We start from the raw sequence: 24,147 nt of genomic DNA, 5'->3' as shown, positions 1-24,147 counted from the left end.
ATTGTGCTAAAAATTATTCCATAATCGTCAAAAAAATATTATTTATTTAGAACGATTATGCTTTTGATATAATTTTTAATTAATTTTATAATAATTAAGGATTTTTAAATGGGACGCGCCTTTGAATATAGAAGAGCAAGCAAAGAAAAAAGATGGGATAAGATGTCAAAGCTTTTTCCAAAACTCGCAAAAGCTATCACTCTAGCAGCAAAAGATGGTGGGGGAGACCCAGATAGTAATGCAAAACTTCGTGCCGCAATACTAAATGCAAAAGCACAGAATCTTCCAAAAGATAATATAGAAGCTGCGATAAAAAGAGCAAGTGGCAAGGATGCAGAACTTAGTGAAATAATATATGAGGCAAAAGCACAATTTGGTGTGATGATGATAATTGAATGTGCTAGCGATAATGCGACAAGGACGATAGCAAATATCAAAAGCTATTGCAATAAACACAACGCACAAGTGATACCAAATGGCTCACTAGATTTTATGTTTGATAGAAAAGCAGTGTTTCAAATCAATGCAAATGGGTTAAATCTCGATGATGTAGAATTAGAGCTTATTGATTATGGGCTAGAATCTTTACAAAAAAGCGATGAAGGTGTATTTTTGTATGCAAATTATAAAGATTTTGGCGAACTAGGTGGGGCATTAAAAAATCTAAATATAGAAGTTTTGCAATCTAGTTTGCAATATATCCCTACAAGTCCTATTGATTTAGATGATAATCAAATGGTAGAGCTAGAAAAATTGCTTGATAAAATTGAAGATGATGATGATGTGCAAAATGTATATACAAATATCAACTAATAATTAGGATAGATTCCAATCTATCTCTTTAATTCCATTTTGTTTTAATATTTCATTGCATTTACTAAAATGTGAGCAACCTATAAATCCCCTTGCAAGTGGCGATGGGTGTGGGGCTTCTAGTATATGATGCTTTGAAGTATCAATCAAGTTTTTCTTACTTCTAGCATAATTTCCCCATAACATAAAAATGAGATTCTCTTTTTTTTGTGAGAGAGTTTCAATAATTTTATCTGTGAAAATCTCCCAGCCAAAATGAGAATGTGAGAGAGGTTTTTTATATTCAACACTAAGAATTGAATTTAGTAATAATACACCTTCTTTGCTCCAATTACTTAGATTCCCACATTTTGGTATTTTAACCCCCAAATCTCTATTTAATTCTTTAAAAATATTTTTTAAAGATGGCGGTGGATTTACCCCATAAGGCACACTAAAAGATAATCCATGTGCTTGAGGAATATTGTTTTCTATATTATGATATGGATCTTGTCCTAAAATCACAACTTTCACATCGTCAAATTTTACTAATGAAAATGCATAAAAAATGAATTTTGGTGGTGGTAAGATGGTAGCAACCTTAATTGCTTGATGATATTTTTCTCGAATCTTTAAAAAATATTCTTTTTGAAATTCATCTTTTAGGTTTTCTTTCCAAGAATCTTCTATTTTTACATCTATATTTTGCATTTATCTTTTGATTTATTCAACTATTTTTGGCACGATGAAAAATCTTTCACTCTCTTTTGGCGCTTCTTCTAACACCAAATCTGCAACATCAGATGAAATCACTTCATCTTCTCTAAGTGGAGTATCAAATTTTTGTATATTTAGATTCTCTTTTATATCTAGTTTGTTTAGATTCTCAACAAAATTTAAAATATCGCTTAGCTCGCTTTTAATATTTTCTTTTTTGTCATCATCTATTTTTATTGCACTAAGATTCTCTAATTTTTCTAGTAATTTATCATCAATTATCATTAATAAGCCTTTATTTATAATTTTTAGCTAAGTGTGATTGTATTTTCTGCATTTAATAATGCTTCTAGTGTATCTTTTGCATTTCCTACTTTTCCTACTTTTAGCTCTTCTAGCAAATCAAAAAATTCTAAGCAAGTTTGACAAGAAAATATCTCTACACCTTTAGATTCTAGTATTTCTAATGCTAAGATTCCATCTTGATTTTGTGTAGCAAGCAATACTCCACGATTTAATAGAAATATTTTACTTGGCAGAATCTTAGTTCGAGCTTTTAAGAAATTTATTATTAATTTATTTCCTAGTTCGCCACGCTCGCCGATAGAATCGTTTTTTATGAGTATTACTTTTGACATTTTATTAATCCTTATTTATAAAATCCATAATATTTTTTTCTACACCTTCAATTAATCTTTTTCTACTTTCTTTATATGCCCAAGCAATATGTGGAGATAATAGCAATTTATGCCAAATATTTTTATCTAAAAATGGATGATTTTTAATCATAGGTTCAAATTCAAGCACATCGCAACCATAATAAAAATCTTTATCTTTTAATGCACTAGCTACATCATTTTCATTTACAATCCCACCTCTGCCTACATTTATCAAAATAGAATCTTTTTTTAGCAAAGCTAATTCTTTTTTTGTGATTAGATTTTTTGTTGTTTGATTTAGTGGTGCGTGTATAGTGATAATATCGCTATTTTCTAATAAATCTTTTAGATTGCTAATTCTTTCAAAATTTGCATTGTTATTATTGCCACTTGTAGAATAATATTTCACATTTGCACCAAATGCACTTGCTAGCTTTGCCACTTTTTGTCCGATATTGCCAAATCCTATAATGCTCCAATTTTTATTTTCTAAATCATAGAGTTCAAAGTTATTATTTATATGTGTAAAAATAGCAGATTCTGCCCATTTGCCACTTTTTACAAAATCATCATAATAATTTTGTTTTGCAATAAGATTTAATACCATCATAAGCGTGTGTTGTGCTACGGATTGTGTGCTATAATTTGCTACATTTTTTACTTCTATATTTAGCTTTTTTGCACATTCTAAGTCAATATTATTCATTCCTGTGGCAGTTATGCAAATAAGCTTTAATTTTGGCAATTTTTCTAAAATATTTTTATCTAATACAACTTTATTTGTAAGCACTATATCCGCGTCTTTTACCCTTTCTAATACTTCATCTGCTTTTGTTACATCATATGATTTAAAATTACCTAATTTTGCTATAGAATCCAATCTGTCATTTCCTAGGGTTTGGGCATCAAGTAATACGATATTCATGAAGAATCCTTTTTGTTTATAATCTTGAGATATAATAACAAAAAAAGCGATTAAAATACTTTAAAAATTTTATTGTTAGGAATCTAGGTGTTAAGTAGGATAAAAATAGCAGATATATTAGTAGATTCTATTCCATTTATACAAGAATTTCGAGATAGCGTGATAGTTATCAAGTATGGCGGTGCAGCACAGCAGAATCTTGAATTAAAAGAAAAATTTGCATGTGATATTATACTTTTGTATATGCTTGGAATTAAGCCTATTATTGTGCATGGTGGAGGTCCAAAAATCACTCAAATGCTAGAGACTTTAAAAATTGATAATAAATTTATAGATGGCATAAGAGTAACATCAAAAGAAGCAATGAAAGTTGTCGAGATGGTTTTAAGCGGTGATATAAATAGAGAATTGACATTTTTTTTCAATCATCACGGAGTAAAAGCAGTAGGGATTAGTGGCAAAGATTCTATGCTTTTAGAAGCTAAGCCAAAAGATTTTGAAGTTTTTGGATATACAGGTGAGATACAAAAAGTAAATATAAATATTTTACAAAAATTATTAGATGATGGTTTTGTGCCAATTATTGCACCAATTGCTTCAGGTGATAATATAAAACACCCTGGATTTAATATAAATGCAGATAGTGTAGCTTGCGAAATTTCAAAAGCAATAAAAGCAAATAAAGTGATATTTTTGACAGATACGCAAGGAGTTTTGGATTCTAGTGGTAAATTAATATCTACAATTACACCAAATGATGCGAGAATCTATAAAAATGATGGCACTATTACAGGTGGTATGATACCAAAGATAGATGCTTCTTTATCTTGTGTAGAAAATGGTGTAAAAAAAGTCCATATCATAGATGGTAGAATCCCGCATTCTATACTATTAGAATTATTTACTACAAATGGTATAGGAACACAAATAATTTTAGAATAAAATGGGAAATAAGATAATATATTAAAGAGGAATATTGGGTAAAAATATGTTTAATTCCGCAACTTCAGCCTTTTTTGATTTTTATAAATATAGTTTTATAGATAGAATCTTAATCAAGATTCAGACGCGCGCACTTGGAGTAAAATTTGAGCGACTATTTATAATCATTCCAGTATTAATATATATGAACAACACAGATAGACAAAAATTAACATCTAATGCAAAAGAATATTTATTTGATACAATAAAGCCAAAGAATCTCGCAACTTTGGTATATGATAGGATTATCCTGCAATTGCTTGCGTATAAAAATGATGAAAATTTATATAATCAAGATAAAAAGAAAGCATTTGATATCTTAAGGCAAAATATTCAGCTTTATTTGGTCGTTGATACAATATTGGATGATGATTTTATGGAACAAAAAGAAGAAATCAAAAATATCATAAAAGAAGAGTATGACAAAGCATATTCAATAAGCGATCATTGTTCAAACTTACTTAGATTCCAAGAACAACATTTTATAAATTAATATTAACTTAAATTAATGTAATTTTCAGTTTTATATTTTATAATACCACATTTTAAACTAATATAAAGGCATTATTATGAATCTAACTTCTGCAATGAAAAAAAATGAAATACAGAGGAATTGGATTGTGCTAGATGCAAAAGATGAGATTTTTGGTAGATTGATAACAAAGGCAGCTATTTACCTAAGAGGAAAACATAAGCCAAGTTATACTCCAAATGTTGATTGTGGAGATTTTGTAGTAATTATCAATGCTAAAGAAGCAAAGTTTAGCGGTCTTAAACTAAATAATAAAGAATATTTTACACATTCAGGATATTTTGGTAGCACAAAATCAAAAACACTCGCAGAAATGCTAGAAAAGCACCCAGAAAAATTATTTAGATTAGCCGTTAGAGGTATGCTTCCAAAGACAAAATTAGGTAGAGAAATGATTGGCAAGCTAAAGGTTTATAGTGGAAGTGAGCATCCACACACTGCACAAATAAGCAAACAAAGTAAAAAGGACTAATAAAATATGACAAAAGTTTATGCAACTGGTAAAAGAAAAAGTGCAATAGCAAAGGTATGGATTAAGGCTGGCGGAGGTTCTTTAAGCATTAATGGTAAAAGCTTAGATGAATGGCTTGGCGGACATGAAGCAATTAAGATGAAAGTTATCCAACCACTAGTATTAACTTCACAAGAAAAAGCATTAGATATTGTAGCTATTACTTTTGGTGGTGGTTATAGTGCTCAAGCAGAAGCTCTAAGACATGGAATCTCAAAAGCTCTTAATTTATACGATACTTCTTTTAGGGCTATTTTAAAACCTAAAGGTCTTCTAACTAGAGATTCTAGGGTTGTTGAACGTAAGAAATACGGAAAAAGAAAAGCAAGAAGAAGTCCTCAATTTTCTAAGAGATAATCTATCTCTTCTTTTTAGAGGTTATAAAAGTATAAAAGATAAAATAATGTTAGCAAAGTCACATATGGCACTTGGATTGCTTGGTGGGCTTGGTGCAATAGCTCTAGTGCATAATCAAGTAAATAGTATTATTTTATTACCCTTAGTTGTTTTTGGCTCTCTTTTACCTGATATTGATGAGCCAAGAAGTTTTATTGGTAGGAAATTTCCTATCATTTCTCATATAGTTAGTTTTAGTTTTACTCATCGTGGTTTTACACATTTTTTTATCTTTCCATTTATAATAATATTACTTGGCTTGGTATTGCTTCCATATTATAAAACTTATGCCTTTGTTTGTTTTGCCATTAGCCTTGGAATCTTTCTTCATCAAATAGGTGATATGCTTACAATTAGTGGAATCCCTTATTATTTTTTTCCATTTTCTAAAGCAAAAGCTGTATTGTTGCCTAGTGCTCTTAGATTTAAAACAGGCAGTGCTACAGAAAAAATGATTTTTAGTATAGTTTTAGTGCCACTAGTAGCACTATTTGGAGCTCATTATTTAGATATATTAGATAATTTTGATGTATATAAAATAATCAATATCATAGGAGAATTATCATAAGAGTAGGGCAAATGCAATATCTAAAAGTAGCACGATTTAGCAAATTTGGTGCTTATTTGATAGATGAAATGAAAAATGAAGTTTTACTTCCAAATCGATATATCACCGATGAGGTGATTATAAATAGTCTTGTTTGGGTTTTTGTATATAGTGATAGCGAGGATAGATTGGTAGCTATTACTACGATGCCAAAGGGTTTTGTTGGTGATATTTTATCATTAGAAATTATTGATATAGTGGAAAATGGAGCATATCTAGATCTTGGGATCCCAAAGGATTTATTTATGCCAAGCAAGAATCCATCACATCTAAAAATCGGGCAAAAAGTAGTGATAAAACTAACTTTAGATAAACAAAATAGGCTTATTGCAAGGCAGAATCTAGCTTCTTATCTTGAGAAATTAAACATACATTCAAAAATAAAAAATGTCGATATTCTCCCATTTCTAAAAACTGATATTGGTTTTAATTGTGTAGTAAATAATAAATATTTTGGAGTGATTCACAATAATGATATAAACACAAAAATCAATATTGGTGATAATATCAAAGGTATCATAAAAAAAATTAGACAAGATGGCAAAGTTGATTTGGGTTTGGTATCAAATATAAATCTCACAAAAAATATTATTTTAGATAAATTATGCAGTGGTGTGTTAAAATTAAATTTTGATTCTAGTAGCAAAGAGATTTTTGAATATTTAGGCATTAGTAAAAAGCTTTTTAAAAGTGCTTCAAATAGCCTTATTAAAGAAAATAAAGTAAAATTTATAAAAGATTCTAATGGTAAATTAGTATTACATAAAATTTAAGGAAAAAATATGAATATAGCATTGAATAGGGGGGGGGCAGGAACAAAATAGCTTAATTTTAATTCCTACATACAACGAAGCTTGCAATATTAAAGACTTAATAATTTCTATATTTAATCTCCACCCAAAAATAAATATTCTTATCATCGATGGTAATTCAAATGATGATACTTGCATTATTGTAAATTCACTAAAAGAAAAATATCCAAATCTGCATTTATTCATTCAAGAATCTAAAAATGGTCTTGGCAAAGCATATATTTGTGGTTTTAAAATAGGTATGAAATATCAATATGATTATTTTATTTCAATGGATGCAGATTTTTCTCACAATCCAAAATACATATCTAGCTTTTTATCTTATTTGGAAGTTTTTGATGTAGTAATTGGTTCTAGAAATGTCAAAGGTGGAAGTATTGTTGGCTGGAATCTATTTAGAAAGATTCTATCTTTTGGTGGTAGCTTGTATGCAAGAATTATACTTGGTTGTAAGATTATGGATTTTACAGGAGGTTTTAATGCCTATACTCTAAAAGCAATCAAGGCTATCAATGTAGATAAAATAGATTCTAATGGATATTGCTTTCAAATAGAGATGAAATATAGAGCAAAAAAAGCAAATCTAAAAATAGTTGAATTCCCAATTTGTTTTTGTGATAGGACACAAGGCAAGTCAAAAATGAGTAAAGCCATCGTTTATGAGGCAATTTTAAAAACTTTGCTTTTAAGGTTTAGCAAATGAATAAATTCATCAAATTTGCTTTTGTTGGCACTCTTGGCACGATTACAAATCTAGTGATATTTTTTGTTTTATCAAAATTAGCTTTTCATTATATGCTAAATTCTTGTGTATGTTTTATCATAGCTGTTAGCCAAAACTATATTTTAAATAACTTCTTTACATTTAAAGAAAAAACCTTAAGTCTCAAGCAATATCTCCTTTATATCAATGCAAATATATTTGGCTTGTGTGTAAATCTGCTTGTATTATTTATTTTTAGAAATTTCATTTTAGGGCAGTTTTATTACAAAGATATTTTATCGCAAGCATTAGGCATCGCCTTTGGCATGGTAGTGAATTTTTTATTATCAAAATATTTTGTATTTAAGGAGAATTGATGAGAATCTATCTTGCATTATGTATTTTTATTGCATTTTTTGTAATGGTAGTAAAATTTGTATATAGTGGAAATTATGCTTCTTTGAAATATTCATTTGCACATGTTGATGTGAGTATTTCTGCAAAAGATTGCAAATCTTATCATCTGCTTTTAGATTCTGGAAATATAAATCTAACATATCTAGAAAAAGGCGAAGGAATTGCATTTTATCCATATAGTATCACCAAAAATACAATATGTGCCATGAGTAGAAATGTAATTACATCTGGTGTAACAAATCTAAGATTATTGGTGGATTCTAAGATTGCATTGGATGATATTGAGTTTATTAGTATAAATATTGGAAGTAGGAATTTTTATCTAAATAAGGATTCTATAGAATCTAGCCAAAATAACGGGGCATTTATCATAGATTTATCAAATTTCAAACTTAATCAATCTAGTGCTTTTATAAACAATATTGAAAATATATGGATAGGTCTTGTAAAATTATTTATTGCTCCACCATATTTATTTCTTTGGATTACTATTATTTTATTATTTAAAATAGATTCTGTGGTTTTGAAGAATCTAGCACAAAAGCACCATATTTTTATATTAGCATTTATTATGTTATGTGGATTTTGCTTGAGACTTAATCAATGCTGCACACAATCGCTCTGGGGAGATGAATTGTATTCTGTTGGAGTTGTTGCATATCCAAGCGATAGTTTTCTAAGCGTATTTAAAGATCCTGGAAATCCACCATTTTATAATTTCTTATTAAAAATATGGCTAGGAATCTTTGGATATACAATAGAGTCTGCTAGGCTATTATCGGTTGTGATAGGCGCATTTGCACCACTTGGAATCTTCTTATTTCTAAAAAATCATACCAAGCAAGATTCTGCTATAGCATTATTTGGTGCATTATTTATGGCAATCTCACAAGTTGCAATTGGTGCGGCACACGAAGTAAGAGGCTATGTTTTGGAGCTTACTTTAATTCCTTTTATTTGTTATTATTTATTTAATCTTTATAATAAATTTAGTTTTCATGATATGATAATTTATGTCTTATTGTCTATTATGTTAGTAAATACACATTATTTTGGTTCTATTTTTATATTTTCTAGTTTTATTATTAGTATTTTTATTTTAAAAAATATCAAAAAAATATTATTACTTTTTATGCTTGATTGTATAATCGCGCTTTCTCTTTTGCCATATTTTTATATCACTGCATTTAATCATTCACTTTTGGATTCTAGCTTTAATACTTGGATACAAATGCCAACTTTAAATGATATATTTATCATTCCATTTCAGATTCTAGGTAGCGGAATAAGCGTATTTTTGTTTATTGTTTTTGTGCTATATTCAATAAATTATAGAGAGAAAATCATATATTTCTTGCTTGGAATTTGTATTTTAATGATTATTATTCCATTTGTTGCAAGCTTTTTGCGTCCAATATATTTTACAAAATATATTATATTTGTTATTTATCCTCTTATTATTAGCTTTATTTGCTTTATGATATTTAGGATTGAGAGTAAATATCGCTTTGTATTTATTTTGTTTAGTTTTGCTGTATTTAGCACTGCATTATTTGATAAAAATGTATCTCCAATTGGTCTTGGTGATAATTCAAGGGCAAAATTTGAATTTATTACACAAGATTCTAATAACTACACTAATGCATATATCGTGGATATAAATACTATTATGGCTCCTAAAGAGCGACAATATGAAGTATATAATCTAAAGCCAAATGCCAAATTTATCAAAGATATTAAAAATATAGAATCTGGAATCTTGTATTTTGATAATTATTATACAGATTCTATTCAAACTATAAATGAACTGCAAAATAGAGGTGCTATCGTGCAAAAGATTCCATTTGGTAGAAAAAGTAGTGATAAGTTGCTAGAAAAAGTAGATTTTATTTATAAGGTAATTTTAGAGTGAGATTCTACAAATAGAATCTCTGATATTTTTACCACCATATTTTTATATTAAAAAATCCACTATTACTCATCATTCTATCACCAAAAAATCCTAGATAATTAAGATTTAAAGCTATGATGTCATTTATTTGCCATGAAGTCCCTATATTTGCATAAATGCTATATATATTTTCATGAATTGCGACATCTTTACCTCCAGATACTCTTAGAATAGTTTTAGGATAGGGAGTGATTAAAATCTTACTTCCAAGAGTGGCATTTATCTCCCAAGAACCAAGTGTTAAATCATAATTGCCATTAATATCGATATATGCGATATTAAATAAACTTTTGTCATATATTCCATCTATGGATTCTACTTTGGAATTTATCATGGCAATATAATCAAATCCTCCTTCAATGCCTAGTTTATTATCCCATTTTTTACCAAATGTGATATTTGTGCTTGGGGATATGCTGCTTGTATTTGAAGTATCAATTATGTTTTTTGTAATTTTATTGTAATGATAAAATGCCTCAAGTCTTAGTCTTAAATACATAGAATCTATAAAGCTATATTGATAATGCAATCCTAAGAATCCTGCATAATATGTATTTTTGAAGTTAAATGCAGTATTACTTTTCCACCCCCCCCCCAATAAATCCAAAGTGCAATCCAAACAAATTATCATCATTTAAATCTGCATTATATCCACTGATAAATCCATATCCAAGTCCGCTGTATTTACCACCATCAAATATATTTTGATATGAAATAAATGGAGAAAACAAGAAATAGTTTTCATCATTTGCATTGGTAGTAGAATCAGATTCTATGTTTGTTTCATTTGTTTGGATTCTTCTAGCTCTAAATCTTGAATGTTTTTGTGTGTTTTCTATCGTTTTTTTATTTTGCAAGATTTGATTTAGTTGATTTTTTATAGTATTTATTGAGAGTAAATTTGCTTTATATATTGCATTAGCAGAGGCATAAGATGTATCAAGTGATACAGAGAGATTATTTCCATTAATATTTAATTTATATAATTTATCATTATAAGTTGATATTTTTGTGATAACTTGATCTTTGGTTTTATCATATGAGTTGTTGCAAGCGTCAATCTTGTTGCTATTGTCGCATTTTAGTATGAGTTTTGTCATATCATAGCTTTTATCAATCTCAAAAGAATCTCCAAAATTTAACACTATCTTTGCATTATTATCAAGAGATAATTCACCACTACTTCCAATATTAATTAAAATATGTGAGTTTCTTTCATTATGAGGTTTGCTAGATAAATTTCCAGTGATGCTATTAAAGGCATTTGAATTTTCATCTATTGTCATATTAAAATAATAAATCTTTACATTTGCTCCACTTAGGGCGAAATTAGCATTACTAGAAGTATTATTTAATATGCCATAGTTATAGATATTTGTAGTGCCAGTACTGCCACTTGCTGTCCAAAATGTATTCATATTTCCATAATTTATAAAATTAGAAAGACTATTGTTTTGTTGTAAGATGAAGCTAGTGTTATTATTGGTAAATGTAGCATAGTTTATAATTGAATTATATGTTGTATTAATTTTGATTTCATCATTTAGCGTCCCTTTAATTGTGCAATTACCACCACTAGGACAAAATTCAGAAATTTCAAAGCCAAATATATTATTTGAAAGAAACAATAAAACAAACACCAGAATCCTAATCATAAACCCTCCCCCCCCCCTTTTTTTATAAAATGTTTATAAAATGTCAATGAAATGTTTATATTATCTTATGATTACTAGCTTAAAGTTTGTTTATTTGGAGGTTAGATTTGCCATAATTATGGCAAATCCATAAGAATTTATTTAAAAGATTATAATTTGCTAGCGTTTTGTGCAAGATATTCTGCTACACCTTTAGCATCAGCTCTCATTCCTTTGTCACCTTTATTCCAACCAGCTGGACATACTTCACCATGCTCTTCAAAGAAAAGTAGTGCATCAACCATTCTTAGTGTTTCATCTACATTTCTTCCAAGTGGTAAGTCATTTATTGTTGCATGGCGGATAATTTTATTTCTATCAATTAAAAAAGTGCCTCTTAATGCAACAGCACCACCAAATAAAACATCATAATCTCTTGAAATTGATTTAGTGATATCTGATACTATCGGGAAATTAACAGGACCTATACCGCCATTTTTTACTTCTGTATTTCTCCATGCAAAATGCACTTCTTTAGAATCTATAGAAACACCAATTAGATTGATACCTCTATCTTGAAATTCTTTTACTCTGTTATCAAATGCAATAATTTCTGAAGGACAAACAAAAGTAAAATCTTTTGGCCAAAAGAATAATACCGCACCATTTTTGCCTATATTGTTATATAGTTCAAATTTATCATCAAACATACCATCTGCTTTCACAGCTTCCGCAATAAAATTTGGAGCTTGTTTAGTCACTAGCATTTATTTCTCCTATTTTTGAAAATTTTTAGTTAAGCATTTTAAACTTTAAAAAATATTATTAAAGTTATTTTTAAAGCACAGCAATTATACATTCCAAAATATTAAAAATATTTAAAACATTTTCTTAAAAAATTAATATTTTAATGATAGAATTTTACAAAAATTTAAAATACAAGGTGAATTTATGAAAAATGAGTTTTTATTTACTTCAGAATCCGTAACAGAAGGACATCCAGACAAGATGGCAGACCAAATAAGCGATGCTATACTAGACTATATTATACAAAGAGATAAAAATGCAAGAGTAGCTTGTGAGACGCTACTTTCTAATGGTTTTGGTGTGATTGCAGGTGAGCTAAAAACTACTACTTATGTTCCTATGCAAGATATAGCAAGAGAAGTTATAAAAGACATTGGATATACAGATTCTTTATATGGTTTTGATTATAGAAGTGCTGGAATCCTAAATGGAGTTGGCGAGCAAAGTCCTGATATAAATCAAGGTGTAGATAGAGAAGATGGCGAGATTGGTGCAGGAGACCAAGGGCTAATGTTTGGATATGCTTGTGATGAAACTGACACGCTTATGCCACTTCCAATATATTTATCACATAGACTAACAGAAGGATTAGCAAAAGCTAGAAAAGATGGAATATTGCCATTTTTAAGACCAGATGGAAAATCTCAAGTTACTATCAAATACAAAGATGGAAAGCCTGCATATATCGATACTATTGTTATTTCAACACAACATGCTCCAGATGTAAAATATAATCATCTAAAAGATTCTGTAATAGAAGAAATCGTGCAAAAAGTAATACCACAAGAATACATGCAAGATAACATAAAATATCACATCAACCCAACAGGAAAGTTTGTTATTGGCGGACCACAGGGTGATGCTGGACTAACTGGTAGAAAAATCATTGTTGATACTTATGGCGGTAGCTGTCCTCATGGTGGTGGCGCATTTAGTGGTAAAGATCCTAGCAAAGTAGATAGAAGCGGAGCATATATAGCTAGATATATAGCTAAAAACCTTGTTGCAGCAGGAGTAAGTCCTAAGGTAACTGTTCAAATTTCTTATGCTATTGGAGTTGTTGAACCTGTGTCTATTTATATAAATACTCATGGTTATTCTAAAATAGATTCAGCTGATATAGAAAAATGCGTAAGAGCAGTATTTAAACTAACACCAAAAGGAATTATAGAATCTCTAGATTTGCTAAGACCGATATATAGAAAAACTGCAGCATATGGACATTTTGGTAGAGAACTAAGCGAATTTACTTGGGAAGCTACAAATAAAGTAGATGAAATTAGAGATTATTTAAAAATTAAATAATTTTATAAAGCTTAAGTATGTAAATTGTTATACTTTTGATGGCATTTAGCCAAACAAAACATAAACTTATTGCGGAGGAGATTTAAAATGGCTGTAAAGATTACAGATTTGTGTATTTCTTGTGGGTCTTGTATAGATGAATGCCCTGTTAGTGCGATTGTAGATGATGATAATAATCCAACAGATGAGGGAATCTATTATGTTTATGCAGATAAATGTGTGGAATGTGTAGGGCATAATGAAATGCCAGCTTGTGCTAGTGCTTGTCCTACTGAAGGTTGTATCGTATGGAGTGCTAGAGGTGCAACAAGTAGAGATGATATATCAGATGCAAATAGGAATGATTCTGTATCTGTTATGTAATATTTTAGAATCTTGAATATTTCAAGATTCTATACTTTCTTAAATATCCAAGATTTTTGTAATCAAATATAAAATAATCTTTAAGTTTTAAAGTGCATATAAAATTATTGTGCTAGAATCCTAAGTTTAATATTTTAGGCAGGAGTTATATATGGAAAGAACGCTTTCAATAATAAAGCCAGATGCAGTAAAAAAGAATATTATTGGTAAGATTATTGATAGATTTGAAAGTAATGGTTTGAGGATTGCAGCTATGAAAAAAATACTGCTTGATAGAAACACAGCAGGTGAATTTTATGCAATCCACAAAGAAAGACCATTTTATAATGATTTGGTAAATTTTATGACAAGCGGTCCTGTTGTCGTAATGGTATTGGAAGGCGATAATGCTGTTAAGAAAAATAGAGAGTTGATGGGTGATACAGACCCAAAAAAAGCACAAGCAGGAACTATACGAGCTGATTTTGCAGAAAATATAGATGCAAATGCTGTGCATGGTAGTGATAGCTTAGAAAATGCAAAAAATGAAATTGCATTCTTTTTTACACAAACTGAAATTAGGTAATTTTGAAATAATCTTGAAAATAGAAGCTAGAAAAATCACATCAAGTCCTAGAAAATTTTCACTAGATTTATTGAGTGATAATTATAAAATCAATGTAACAGGGAATCTATCAAAACTTAGCAATGGTTTGATAAAAATAGATTCTACTATCACTGGTGAAATGGATTTTGTTTGTGATTTAAGCGGAGAAGATTTTAAAAAAAGTATAAATGATAATATTATACTTTTTGCCAAAGATGGCATTTGGGATAGTCATAAAAATAGAGATTATTTTGATGTAGTTGAATTTTTTGATGGATATATAGATTTAGAATTTATTTTTAAAAGTGAGCTGGAATCTATGCAGCTTGATTATCATATAAAAGAATAAGGAGAAGAAATGGCAGTTGTTCCAAAAAGAAGAGTTAGTAAAACTAGAGGTTTAAAAAGAAGAACTCATTATAAAGTAAAGCTTGCTACACCAATAAAAGATAAAAATGGAAATTGGAAGTTGCCGCACACAATTAGCAAAGAGACTGGAAATTATAAGTAAGTTTAAGAGCAATGCTTAAAATAGTTATAGATGCTATGGGTGGCGATAATGGCGTCGAACCAATCATAATGGGAGTTAAGCAGGCATTAAAATCAAAGAATTTTCAAGCTATTGTGGTAGGTGATGAAAGGCTAATTAAGCCCCATTTAGATTCTAGCAATAATATAGAAATTTTTCATTGTCCTGATTATATCAAGATGGAAGATAGTGCCACAGATTCATTAAAGAGAAAAGAGTCATCTATTTACCAAGCAATTGAAATTGTTAGAAATAATCAAGCAGATGTTGTTATATCCGCAGGACATAGCGGTGCTAGCATGAGTCTTGCGACACTTAGATTTGGTAGGATAAATGGAGTAAGTCGTCCAGCTATTTGCACTACTATGCCTAGAATCGATGGTAAAGCAAGTATTATTTTAGATGCTGGTGCAAATGTGGATTGTAAAGTTGATAATTTAGTAGAGTTTGCAAGAATGGGCTATGAATATGCAAAGTCAGTGCTTGGATATTCTAATCCAAGGGTTGGATTACTTTCTAATGGAGAAGAAGATAATAAGGGCAATGAGCTAACAAAAGAAGTATTTAAACGACTAAAAGAGTTTCCATATTTTAAAGGTAATGTTGAAGGAAATGATATTTTTAATGCAAGTGTAGATGTTGTAGTTTGTGATGGCTTTTCAGGAAATCTTGTGCTAAAAGCAAGTGAAGGTGTTGCAGAAGCTATAAATAAGATTTTAAAAGAAGAGATAAAAAAATCTTTTCTTGCAAAAATTGGGGTTATATTTATGTTTGGAGCATTTAAATCATTAAAAAAACGAACTCATTATGCTGAATATGGTGGCGCTCCATTACTTGGTGTAAGTAAAAATATCATCATTTGTCATGGTAAAAGCAATGCAAGAGCAATTGAATGTGCCATCTATCAAGGTATAAATGCTGTAGAATCTAAAGTAATCGATAAAATAGCAAGTAATTTTATAAAATAGCTCTAAGGAGGCTTAAAGTGGAGAAAAAATATGCATCAATGAAATCTATAGCTTCCTATGTGCCAAAAAATTGCATCACCAATAAGGACTTTGAAAGAATAATTGATACATCTGATGAATGGATTACAAAAAGAACAGGTATCAAAACTCGCTATTTTGCAGATAATAATGAAGATTCAAGCGAGCTTGGAGTGAAAGCAGCAAATCTTGCAATAAGTCGTGCAGGTATAAAAGTAGATGATATTGATTTAGTGATTTGTGCCACTTTGTCTCCAGATTATTTAAGTATGCCTTCAAATGCTTGTCTTATTTCAAATAGACTTGGAATAGAAAATAAACCAGCATTTGATATAGCTGCAGCTTGTAGTGGATTTGTATATCTTTTATCTCTTGCAAAATCATTCATAGAATCTAATGCTTATAATAATATTCTTATTGTAGGTGCAGAAAAATTTAGCTCAATTTTAGACTTTAGCGATAGAAGCACTTGTATTTTATTTGGTGATGGTGCTGGAGCAGCAGTAATTGGTGCTACAAATAATGAAAATGAGAGAATCATTGATGTTAATATTAGTGCAAATGGTAAATATAATGATTTTTTAATGACTCCACGTTCTTTGGGTTCAAATTTGAATTTTTCTAGTGAATTTGATGTATCAAACATACAAGCAACACAAAGTTATGTAAAAATGAAAGGCAATGAGACATTTAAAATAGCAGTTAAAACTTTAGCAAATGATGTTGAAGAGATTCTAGCTAGAAATAATATTAATATTAATGATATAAAATATTTCATACCACATCAAGCAAATCTTAGAATCATCAATGCAGTTGGTGATATAATAGGGATTGATAATTCTAAAGTTGTAGTAACTGTGAATAAATATGGCAATACTTCATCTGCTAGTATTCCTATGGCAATGGATGATATTTATAAAGATGGTAGGCTTAAAAAAGGAGATCTATTATTATTGGATGCTTTTGGTGGAGGACTCACTTGGGGTTCAAGTTTGTTATATTTTAATGGCGAGTAATTGAAACTTTTAGTTATTTTTTTTACCATTTTATTGTTTGTTTATGCAGATGATTCTATAAGTTTGCAGAATCCACCATTAGACAAAGATACTTCAAGTCTTAAATTACAAGATGACTTTTTTAATACAAATCAAAACAAAGAAAATAATGCTAAAGATGATTCTAATCTCTCTTTACTAAAGCAAGTATTTCCAAATACTTATATTGAAGATATTATTACTGGATTTATTGGTGGAATAGAAGAGACGCTCTTAAAAATTGATATAAGAAGAATTGCACTTGACTTTTCAAATACTACGATAAATGTAAGTGATGAATATAGAGATTTTGGTATAAATCAATTTAGTGGAGATAACTCAACCATTGCTAATTTGATAGCAGATTTGGCACTAGAGCATAATTTTGTCAATAGCAGGATAACAAGTAAATTATATGCGGAATATGGATTAATCATTCTTAATCCAAAATATCAAGATACAACTAGAAATGAAACAGCGGATAATTTAATTTTTAATACCGGTTATACACGCAAAGTTTTATTTTTTGATGATGGATTTTTAGGTCCATTTATTGATGGTAAATATCAAACAGAATTTACAAAAAAAAATGATGGCTCAAGAAATCAATATTTGCGTTATAAAGCAGGGTTGAAATTTTTAGATGGCAAGTATATTGATGAGTTTTATTTTGCAGGTGTAGGTGAAGTTGATCTAACATACAAACCAAGCAGCATAAAAGGAGCAATAGAAACTGGACTAAGAGCTAATACTCCAATTAATGATGATTTAAAGCTTGTATATCAATGTTTTATGAGGCAATATGTAGGATATTCTAGGTTTAGAGGGAATGATTTGCTTTATAATTTTAATCTTAGTGTTAGACTTGATGTAAGTATCAATAATGGTTTGGCTTTTTCTCCATTTATTTCTGCAAGATTTGCAAGAATACGCGGTGCAAATAATATTGGTAGCAATGTTACTACTGGAATCTCACTTTTATTTTCAAGTAGTATAAATGCAATATCTAAGATTCAAGGCGCACAAGATGCAAAACTAAGTGAGTATTTTAAATCAATACAATAATCCAATATTGCATAATTTCTTAAAAATTTAAATATTTAATCAATGATAAATATTTTTTTATATATCATATTGCCTTAGTTCAATTAATATTTAAAGAAGTGAAAAGATGAATAATTTTACTAAACTAGGATTTATTTTGGCCACTTTAGGTAGCTCTATTGGACTTGGGCATATTTGGAGATTCCCATATATAGCAGGAGTATCTGGTGGTAGTGCATTTGTAATTATGTATATAATGCTAACATTAATTATTGGAATCCCTATTGTCGTGGCAAAAATGATTATTGGTAATAAAACACAAAAAAATGTAATTTCAGCATTTAACGAGCTAGATTCCACCACCAAAAAACATTGGAGTAAAGCAGGTATAATGGTTTTAGGCGGTCCTATTATCCTTACATTCTACGCTGCGGTGCTTGGCTGGGTGTTTTACTATTTAGTAATAGTTAGTTTTAGCCTTCCTAGCGATGCAACTACATCTAAAAATATTTTTGATAGTTTTGTGGGTGAGAATATTTTTATCTCTTTAGCTTCATTTTTTGTATGTATATTTTTAACAGGATTTATTGTTTCCAAAGGTGTTAAAAATGGATTAGAAAAATATAATCTCATTTTAATGCCACTATTATTTTTGATTTTTATAGGATTGTTTTTCTATGCTCTCACTCTGCCATCATTTGGTAAGGCTGCTGATTTTTTGTTTAAATTTGATATTCATAAAATCACCCCTAGTGTTGTAATACTCGCATTAAGTCAAGTATTTTTCTCCTTATCACTTGGAGTTGGCACAATAATCACTTATAGCTCATCTGCCAAAAAAGGTGAGAATCTACTCACATCTGCTACTTGGATAGCGATTTCTGGGATAATTATTTCAATTATTGCTGGGTTAATTATCTTTACATTTTTATTTGAATACCAACAAGAGGCAGATGCAGGTCCTGGAATGCTCTTTGTATCACTTCCTATCGTTTTTGGAAATATGGCTTATGGCTGGATTATTTCATTCTTATTTTTTGCAGCTGTGCTTTTTGCTGGAATCACTTCAGCTATATCCATTTTAGAGCCTCCTGTAGCTTATTTAGAGCATACCTATAAAATGAGTAGAGTAAAAATTACTTATATTCTTTGTTTTGTGATAGCTTTGATTGGAATCGTAGTTATACTATCTTTAAGCAAGGATTATGGGAAATATTTAACATTTTATGGAAAACAGCTTTTTGAATGGGTGGATTTTATAACAGCAGCTATAATTATGCCACTTGGGGCGTTATTGGCATTGATATTCTTAACATTTGTAGTTGATAAAAAAATAGTTTATCGATTTGCTCGTGGATTTATGAGTAGGCAACTGTTTAATATATGGTATGCTATCGTAAAATATATCGCGCCACTAGTTGTAATATTAGTGCTTGTTGCAAAATTTTTTGATACATTTGGCAAATAATTTTTATCAAAATTTTTATAGGATGGATTTTTGAATAAATTTACACATTTACATTTACACACTGAATACTCCTTGCTTGATGGTGCAAACCAGATTAAAAAATTAGCAAAAAGATTAAAAGAACTAAATATGAAATCTGTTGCCCTAACAGACCATGGTTGTATGTTTGGTGCGCTTGATTTTTATATCAATATGCTAAAAGAAGGCATAAAGCCAATTATTGGTATTGAGACATATATACATAATGATGAGAATTTAGGCTCTAAAAATCCACTTAGATTCCATTTGTGTCTATATGCAAAGAATCTAGTAGGCTATAAGAATCTTATGTATCTTAGCTCTCAAGCTTATATAAATGGATTCTATAAGAATCCAAGATTAAATAAAAAAATATTAAAAGAACACTCTAGCGGTCTTATTTGCTCGTCTGCTTGCCTTCAAGGTGAAGTAAATTATCACTTAAACACAATCAGTCAAAGAAATAATGCTAGAGGATTTGAGCATGCAAAAAAAGTTGCATTAGAATATCAAGATATTTTTGGTGATGATTTTTATCTAGAAATTATGCGTCATGGAATCTTAGAACAAAGATTTATAGATGAGCAAATAATAGATCTATCTCTTCAAACAGGTATAAAAATAATTGCTACAAATGATACTCACTATACATCTAAAAAAGATTCATTTTCACAAGAAGTGTTGATGTGTGTCTCTACAGGAAAAATATTGAGTGATAACAACAGATTAAAACATTCTGTAAATGAATTTTATGTCAAATCATGTGAAGAAATGGAGAGATTATTTGTTGATATTCCAGATGCGCTTACAAATACACAAGAATTAGTCGATAAATGTGATTTGATTATAGATTTAAAAAGTATTGAGATAAAAGATCCAAATGGAAATATCATTACCAAAAATATGCCACCAACCGCACCTACTTTTAAATTTACAAAAGAATATGCAAAAAATGAAGGGCTAGATTTTGTAGATGATGATTCTTATTTTGAATACAAATGCAAGGAAGGTCTTGAAAATAGATTAAAAAATGTAAAAGAAGAAAATCATCAAATATATAGAGACAGACTTGATTATGAAATGCAAGTCATAAAAGGAATGAAATTTTCAGGCTATATGCTTATTGTTTGGGATTTTGTGCGAGAAGCAAAAAGACAAAATATACCAGTTGGACCAGGTAGAGGAAGTGCAGCAGGTAGTTTGGTAGCTTTTTGTTTAGAGATTACAGATATTGATCCAATAAAGCATGTATTGCTATTTGAGCGATTTTTAAATCCAGAGCGAATTAGTATGCCAGATATTGATATGGATTTTTGTCAAGATAAAAGAGGCGATATTATAAATTATGTTGTTAAGAAATATGGTGAGAATAATGTTGCACATGTTGTAACTTTTAACTCTATGTCTGCAAAATCTGTAATAAGAGATGTTGCAAGGGTTTTTGGAGTTGAATATAAAAAGGCTGATGAATTTGCAAGACTAATTCCAAATAAATTAAAAATCCAGCTAAAAACAGGTGAAAAAACAGATAAAGATAAAATGGGAGCTTTTGAGTTAGAGCCAAAAATTTCTGAAATTATTGCTAGAGACAAGACATTAAATGATGTGTGGGAGACCGCACTTGTATTAGAAAATCAAAAAAGAAATCTAGGAACTCATGCTGCTGCTATTGTGATTAATAGTGAAAATGAATTATGGGAGAAGATTCCACTATGCAAGATTGGTGATAAGATCGCTACTCAATATTCTATGGATTATTTAGAGAAAGTTGATTTGATAAAATTTGACTTTTTGGGATTAAAAACTCTAAGTGTGATTCATAAGACATTTGAGCTTATTAATAATAAAATAGATTTTAATACTATTGATTTAAATGACCAAAAAGTCTATGAAACGATACAAAATGGCAATACGATAGGAATCTTTCAAATAGAATCTAGCGGAATGCAAGCCTTAAATAAAAAGCTAAGGACAAATAGTTTTGATGATTTAGTTGCTGTTCTTGCTCTATTTCGCCCTGGACCTATGGAATCTGGAATGGTAAATGATTTTATTGATAGAAAACATGGTATTAAAAAAACACAATATATATTTCCTGAATTAGAAGAGATTCTAAAAAGTACATATGGTGTTATTGTTTATCAAGAGCAAGTTATGCAAATAGTGCAAACTATCGGTGGTTTTTCTCTTGGTGAAGCAGATTTGATTCGTAGGGCGATGGGTAAAAAAGATAATAAGATTATGGCTGAAAATAAAGCTAAATTTTTAAGTGGTGCAAAAAATAATGGATTTGATGTAACAAAGAGTGATGAATTATGGGAGCTTATAGTGAAGTTTGCAGGGTATGGATTTAATAAATCTCACACTGCTGCATATGCGATGATTTCATTTCAGACAGCTTATTTAAAGACTTATTATAAACATGAGTTTATGGCAGCATTATTATCAAGTGAAAAAAATAATGTTGATAAGATAAACCAATATATACAAGAATGCAGAAATATAGGCATTGATGTATTGCCACCACATATTAATAGCTCTATGGAAGATTTTAGTGTTGATATTATAAATGGAGAGAAAAAAATCATATTTGGATTTAGCGCTATTAAGGGAATTGGTGAAAAACCAATACAGCTGATTTTACAAGCACGAAAAGATAAAAAATTTGATACTTTAGAGGATTTTTTAAGCAAGGTAGATTCTAAAATCATCAATAGAAAAGTCATAGAATCTTTAGCAAAATCAGGCACATTGCGTGGTTTGGGATATAGTCTAAAGAGTATTGTAAATAATCTTGATTTAATTGCTGATGTAGTTAAAAATAATTCTAAGAATCTAGAAATAATAAATTCAAATGATTCGTTATTTAAAGATTTTGATGATACAAGCAATAATTTGGCATTAAATATCATACATGAAGATGAATATAGCAAGATGGAATTGCTAGATTTTGAATATGAGATGCTTGGAATCTTTATGAGCGGGAATCCGCTTGATGATTTTAGTAGCGAGATTGATGGCATAAAGGGTGTTGTCTTAAGCTATGATATAGACCGCCTAAAAGAAGGTTCAAGATTGCTAATTGTTGGGATTATTAAAGATATTAAATCTAAGATTAGCAAAAAAGGGAATCGTTTTGCAGAGATTCTTATAGTAGATAAGGTTGGTAATATTTGGCTTCAAGTCTTTGAAAAGCATTTAGAGCAAATAGAAAATGCTCCAAAAAATGAGCCTATATGCTTAAAGTGTAAGGCAAGCCTTAGAGATAGCTTGATATCACTACAAATCGAAAAAATTATATCTTTAGATGAAGCCAAAAGCGAGAAAGTAAATATTGAGTTTGTAGAAGTAAATGATGATAGTAAAGATTCTGCGATAGTTATTGAAAATGATATTATAGAAGATATATTAGATTATATTTTAGATGTATCTTGCAATCTTACATATGAGAATCTAAAAGATATACAAAATCTTGCAATAGAAAATAATGGCAAAGAGAGGCTTGTATTTAGAGTGCAAGATGAAAATACTTCATATCTATTGTATTCAAATTATAAGATTAATGATAATTTTAAAGAAAAGATAAAAAACTTTAAGATTGCATAATGAGATTAAATAAATGGATTTCACATAATACAGACTTTTCTAGGCGAAAAGCTGATGAACTTATAAAAGATGGTAAGGTAAAGCTAAATCATAAAGTTGCAACTTTTGGAGATATTATCACAAAAGAGAAAGTTTTTATTAATGGCAGAGAGATTAGGCCAAAAGATAGCACAAAATATAGCGTGATTGTTTATCACAAACCAAAAAATGAACTTGTAAGCAAAAGTGATGATAGAGATAGAAGAGTAATTTATGATACATTAGATTCTAAATTTAGAAATTATATTCCAGTAGGTAGGCTAGATTTTGCATCAAGTGGATTGCTACTTCTTACAGATTCTAAGGATATTGCAACAAAGCTAATGACAAGCAATCTAGTTAGAATCTACAATCTAAAAATAAATGGCAAGATTAATCAAAAAGTCATAGATGCGATGAATGATGGTTTGAGCTTGAGTGATGCAAGTGCTGGAGCGCATAAATATAGCAAGATTAAGTCAATGGATTTTGCACCATTTAGTTTTTTTGAAATCACAAGAGAGACTAAATCTTGGAGTAAAATAAAGGTCGGAATAATAGAGGGGAAAAATAGAGAGCTAAGAAGATTTTTTGCTTATTTTGGACTTGATGTAATTGATTTAAAACGCGTGAGTTATGGTTTTGTAGAGCTAAATGCTCTTCCTATAGGAAAGAGTAGGTATTTAAGTCGCAAAGATTATAATAAACTTAGAGCTTTTTTAAAAGAATCTAAATAAAGGATTGTA

General features: G+C 29.5%; 28 protein-coding genes. 21 read left to right on the top strand and 7 right to left on the bottom strand.

Going from position 1 to position 24,147, the window contains the following annotated elements; translation table 11 throughout:
• Positions 1–108: 108 nt before the first annotated feature.
• Positions 109–813: a YebC/PmpR family DNA-binding transcriptional regulator gene (locus tag CQA42_RS06520; protein WP_115583861.1), complete on the top strand. Its 705-nt coding sequence runs from the start codon at positions 109–111 to the stop codon at positions 811–813.
• Positions 814–816: 3 nt separating this feature from the next.
• Here CQA42_RS06520 and ung read toward each other — a convergent pair whose 3' ends face one another.
• The 4 genes from ung to CQA42_RS06500 are packed head-to-tail and all read right to left on the bottom strand — an operon-like array spanning position 817 to position 3,093.
• Complete coding sequence (gene ung / locus CQA42_RS06515) at positions 817–1,503, bottom strand: uracil-DNA glycosylase (RefSeq protein ID WP_115583860.1); 687 nt, start codon at positions 1,501–1,503, stop codon at positions 817–819.
• A gap of 12 nt (positions 1,504–1,515) precedes the next feature.
• Positions 1,516–1,794, bottom strand: a complete 279-nt coding sequence (gene gatC, locus CQA42_RS06510; protein WP_115583859.1) for an Asp-tRNA(Asn)/Glu-tRNA(Gln) amidotransferase subunit GatC — start codon at positions 1,792–1,794, stop codon at positions 1,516–1,518.
• A 23-nt stretch (positions 1,795–1,817) separates the two neighbouring features.
• Positions 1,818–2,147, bottom strand: a complete 330-nt coding sequence (locus CQA42_RS06505) for a hypothetical protein (protein WP_115583858.1) — start codon at positions 2,145–2,147, stop codon at positions 1,818–1,820.
• Positions 2,148–2,151: 4 nt separating this feature from the next.
• Positions 2,152–3,093: a D-2-hydroxyacid dehydrogenase gene (locus tag CQA42_RS06500; RefSeq protein WP_115583857.1), complete on the bottom strand. Its 942-nt coding sequence runs from the start codon at positions 3,091–3,093 to the stop codon at positions 2,152–2,154.
• Between the two features lie 87 nt (positions 3,094–3,180).
• On the opposite strand from CQA42_RS06500, the gene argB reads away from it, so the two are divergent.
• The 9 genes from argB to CQA42_RS06455 all read left to right on the top strand — a co-directional run bounded on the left by argB (position 3,181) and on the right by CQA42_RS06455 (position 9,964).
• The gene (gene argB, locus CQA42_RS06495) at positions 3,181–4,035 is read left to right on the top strand and encodes an acetylglutamate kinase (protein WP_115583856.1); all 855 of its coding nucleotides are present in this window, start codon (positions 3,181–3,183) and stop codon (positions 4,033–4,035) included.
• Positions 4,036–4,081: 46 nt separating this feature from the next.
• Positions 4,082–4,567 carry a hypothetical protein gene (locus CQA42_RS06490; RefSeq protein ID WP_147289267.1) on the top strand — a complete coding sequence of 162 codons (486 nt, stop codon included), beginning with the start codon at positions 4,082–4,084 and terminating at the stop codon, positions 4,565–4,567.
• Positions 4,568–4,643: 76 nt separating this feature from the next.
• A complete protein-coding gene (gene rplM, locus CQA42_RS06485; protein ID WP_115583854.1) occupies positions 4,644–5,078 on the top strand; it encodes a 50S ribosomal protein L13 in 435 nt (144 codons plus the stop codon).
• 6 nt (positions 5,079–5,084) lie between these two features.
• Complete coding sequence (gene rpsI / locus CQA42_RS06480) at positions 5,085–5,474, top strand: 30S ribosomal protein S9 (RefSeq protein WP_115583853.1); 390 nt, start codon at positions 5,085–5,087, stop codon at positions 5,472–5,474.
• Positions 5,475–5,520: 46 nt separating this feature from the next.
• The gene (locus CQA42_RS06475) at positions 5,521–6,081 is read left to right on the top strand and encodes a metal-dependent hydrolase (RefSeq protein WP_115583852.1); all 561 of its coding nucleotides are present in this window, start codon (positions 5,521–5,523) and stop codon (positions 6,079–6,081) included.
• Between the two features lie 11 nt (positions 6,082–6,092).
• Positions 6,093–6,893 (top strand): S1-like domain-containing RNA-binding protein, encoded by an 801-nt coding sequence (locus CQA42_RS06470; protein WP_115583851.1) that lies wholly within the window; start codon positions 6,093–6,095, stop codon positions 6,891–6,893.
• Between the two features lie 25 nt (positions 6,894–6,918).
• The gene (locus CQA42_RS06465) at positions 6,919–7,635 is read left to right on the top strand and encodes a polyprenol monophosphomannose synthase (protein WP_115583850.1); all 717 of its coding nucleotides are present in this window, start codon (positions 6,919–6,921) and stop codon (positions 7,633–7,635) included.
• Complete coding sequence (locus CQA42_RS06460; protein WP_115583849.1) at positions 7,632–8,012, top strand: GtrA family protein; 381 nt, start codon at positions 7,632–7,634, stop codon at positions 8,010–8,012. The genes CQA42_RS06465 and CQA42_RS06460 overlap by 4 nt, the downstream gene beginning before the upstream one ends.
• On the top strand, positions 8,012–9,964 hold the full coding sequence (locus CQA42_RS06455; RefSeq protein WP_115583848.1) for a glycosyltransferase family 39 protein: 1,953 nt from the start codon (positions 8,012–8,014) through the stop codon (positions 9,962–9,964). The genes CQA42_RS06460 and CQA42_RS06455 overlap by 1 nt, the downstream gene beginning before the upstream one ends.
• 28 nt (positions 9,965–9,992) lie before the next feature.
• On the opposite strand, the gene CQA42_RS06450 is transcribed toward CQA42_RS06455, so the two are convergent.
• The 3 genes from CQA42_RS06450 to CQA42_RS06440 form a co-directional block, all read right to left on the bottom strand.
• Entirely contained in the window at positions 9,993–10,637 is a 645-nt protein-coding gene (locus CQA42_RS06450; protein ID WP_147289266.1) for a hypothetical protein, read from the bottom strand.
• Positions 10,579–11,658, bottom strand: a complete 1,080-nt coding sequence (locus CQA42_RS06445) for a hypothetical protein (RefSeq protein WP_147289265.1) — start codon at positions 11,656–11,658, stop codon at positions 10,579–10,581. The genes CQA42_RS06450 and CQA42_RS06445 overlap by 59 nt, the downstream gene beginning before the upstream one ends.
• Positions 11,659–11,807: 149 nt before the next feature.
• Positions 11,808–12,404: a peroxiredoxin gene (locus CQA42_RS06440; RefSeq protein WP_115583845.1), complete on the bottom strand. Its 597-nt coding sequence runs from the start codon at positions 12,402–12,404 to the stop codon at positions 11,808–11,810.
• Between the two features lie 184 nt (positions 12,405–12,588).
• On the opposite strand from CQA42_RS06440, the gene metK reads away from it, so the two are divergent.
• The 11 genes from metK (at position 12,589) to CQA42_RS06385 (ending at position 24,138) form a co-directional block, all read left to right on the top strand.
• The gene (gene metK, locus CQA42_RS06435; RefSeq protein ID WP_115583844.1) at positions 12,589–13,749 is read left to right on the top strand and encodes a methionine adenosyltransferase; all 1,161 of its coding nucleotides are present in this window, start codon (positions 12,589–12,591) and stop codon (positions 13,747–13,749) included.
• Positions 13,750–13,836: 87 nt separating this feature from the next.
• On the top strand, positions 13,837–14,112 hold the full coding sequence (locus tag CQA42_RS06430; protein ID WP_115583843.1) for a DUF362 domain-containing protein: 276 nt from the start codon (positions 13,837–13,839) through the stop codon (positions 14,110–14,112).
• A gap of 151 nt (positions 14,113–14,263) precedes the next feature.
• Positions 14,264–14,677 carry a nucleoside-diphosphate kinase gene (gene ndk, locus CQA42_RS06425; protein ID WP_115583842.1) on the top strand — a complete coding sequence of 138 codons (414 nt, stop codon included), beginning with the start codon at positions 14,264–14,266 and terminating at the stop codon, positions 14,675–14,677.
• A gap of 13 nt (positions 14,678–14,690) precedes the next feature.
• A complete protein-coding gene (locus tag CQA42_RS06420; protein ID WP_147289264.1) occupies positions 14,691–15,047 on the top strand; it encodes a hypothetical protein in 357 nt (118 codons plus the stop codon).
• Between the two features lie 9 nt (positions 15,048–15,056).
• On the top strand, positions 15,057–15,209 hold the full coding sequence (gene rpmF / locus CQA42_RS06415) for a 50S ribosomal protein L32 (protein ID WP_115583840.1): 153 nt from the start codon (positions 15,057–15,059) through the stop codon (positions 15,207–15,209).
• An 11-nt stretch (positions 15,210–15,220) separates the two neighbouring features.
• Positions 15,221–16,195, top strand: a complete 975-nt coding sequence (gene plsX / locus CQA42_RS06410) for a phosphate acyltransferase PlsX (protein WP_115583839.1) — start codon at positions 15,221–15,223, stop codon at positions 16,193–16,195.
• 38 nt (positions 16,196–16,233) lie between these two features.
• Positions 16,234–17,229 (top strand): beta-ketoacyl-ACP synthase III, encoded by a 996-nt coding sequence (locus CQA42_RS06405; RefSeq protein ID WP_115583928.1) that lies wholly within the window; start codon positions 16,234–16,236, stop codon positions 17,227–17,229.
• The gene (locus tag CQA42_RS06400) at positions 17,230–18,312 is read left to right on the top strand and encodes a hypothetical protein (RefSeq protein ID WP_115583838.1); all 1,083 of its coding nucleotides are present in this window, start codon (positions 17,230–17,232) and stop codon (positions 18,310–18,312) included.
• Between the two features lie 106 nt (positions 18,313–18,418).
• On the top strand, positions 18,419–19,759 hold the full coding sequence (locus CQA42_RS06395) for a sodium-dependent transporter (protein WP_115583837.1): 1,341 nt from the start codon (positions 18,419–18,421) through the stop codon (positions 19,757–19,759).
• 30 nt (positions 19,760–19,789) lie between these two features.
• Entirely contained in the window at positions 19,790–23,383 is a 3,594-nt protein-coding gene (gene dnaE, locus CQA42_RS06390; protein ID WP_115583836.1) for a DNA polymerase III subunit alpha, read from the top strand.
• Positions 23,383–24,138, top strand: coding sequence for a pseudouridine synthase (locus tag CQA42_RS06385; RefSeq protein WP_115583835.1), 756 nt, complete (start codon positions 23,383–23,385; stop codon positions 24,136–24,138). The genes dnaE and CQA42_RS06385 overlap by 1 nt, the downstream gene beginning before the upstream one ends.
• Positions 24,139–24,147 lie beyond the last annotated feature (9 nt).

Origin of the sequence: Helicobacter sp. MIT 99-5507 (genome assembly GCF_003364295.1) — a bacterium.
Classification (GTDB): domain Bacteria; phylum Campylobacterota; class Campylobacteria; order Campylobacterales; family Helicobacteraceae; genus NHYM01.
Note: the sequence above shows the minus strand (reverse complement) of the source record. Positions and strands in the feature narration are given on the sequence as shown.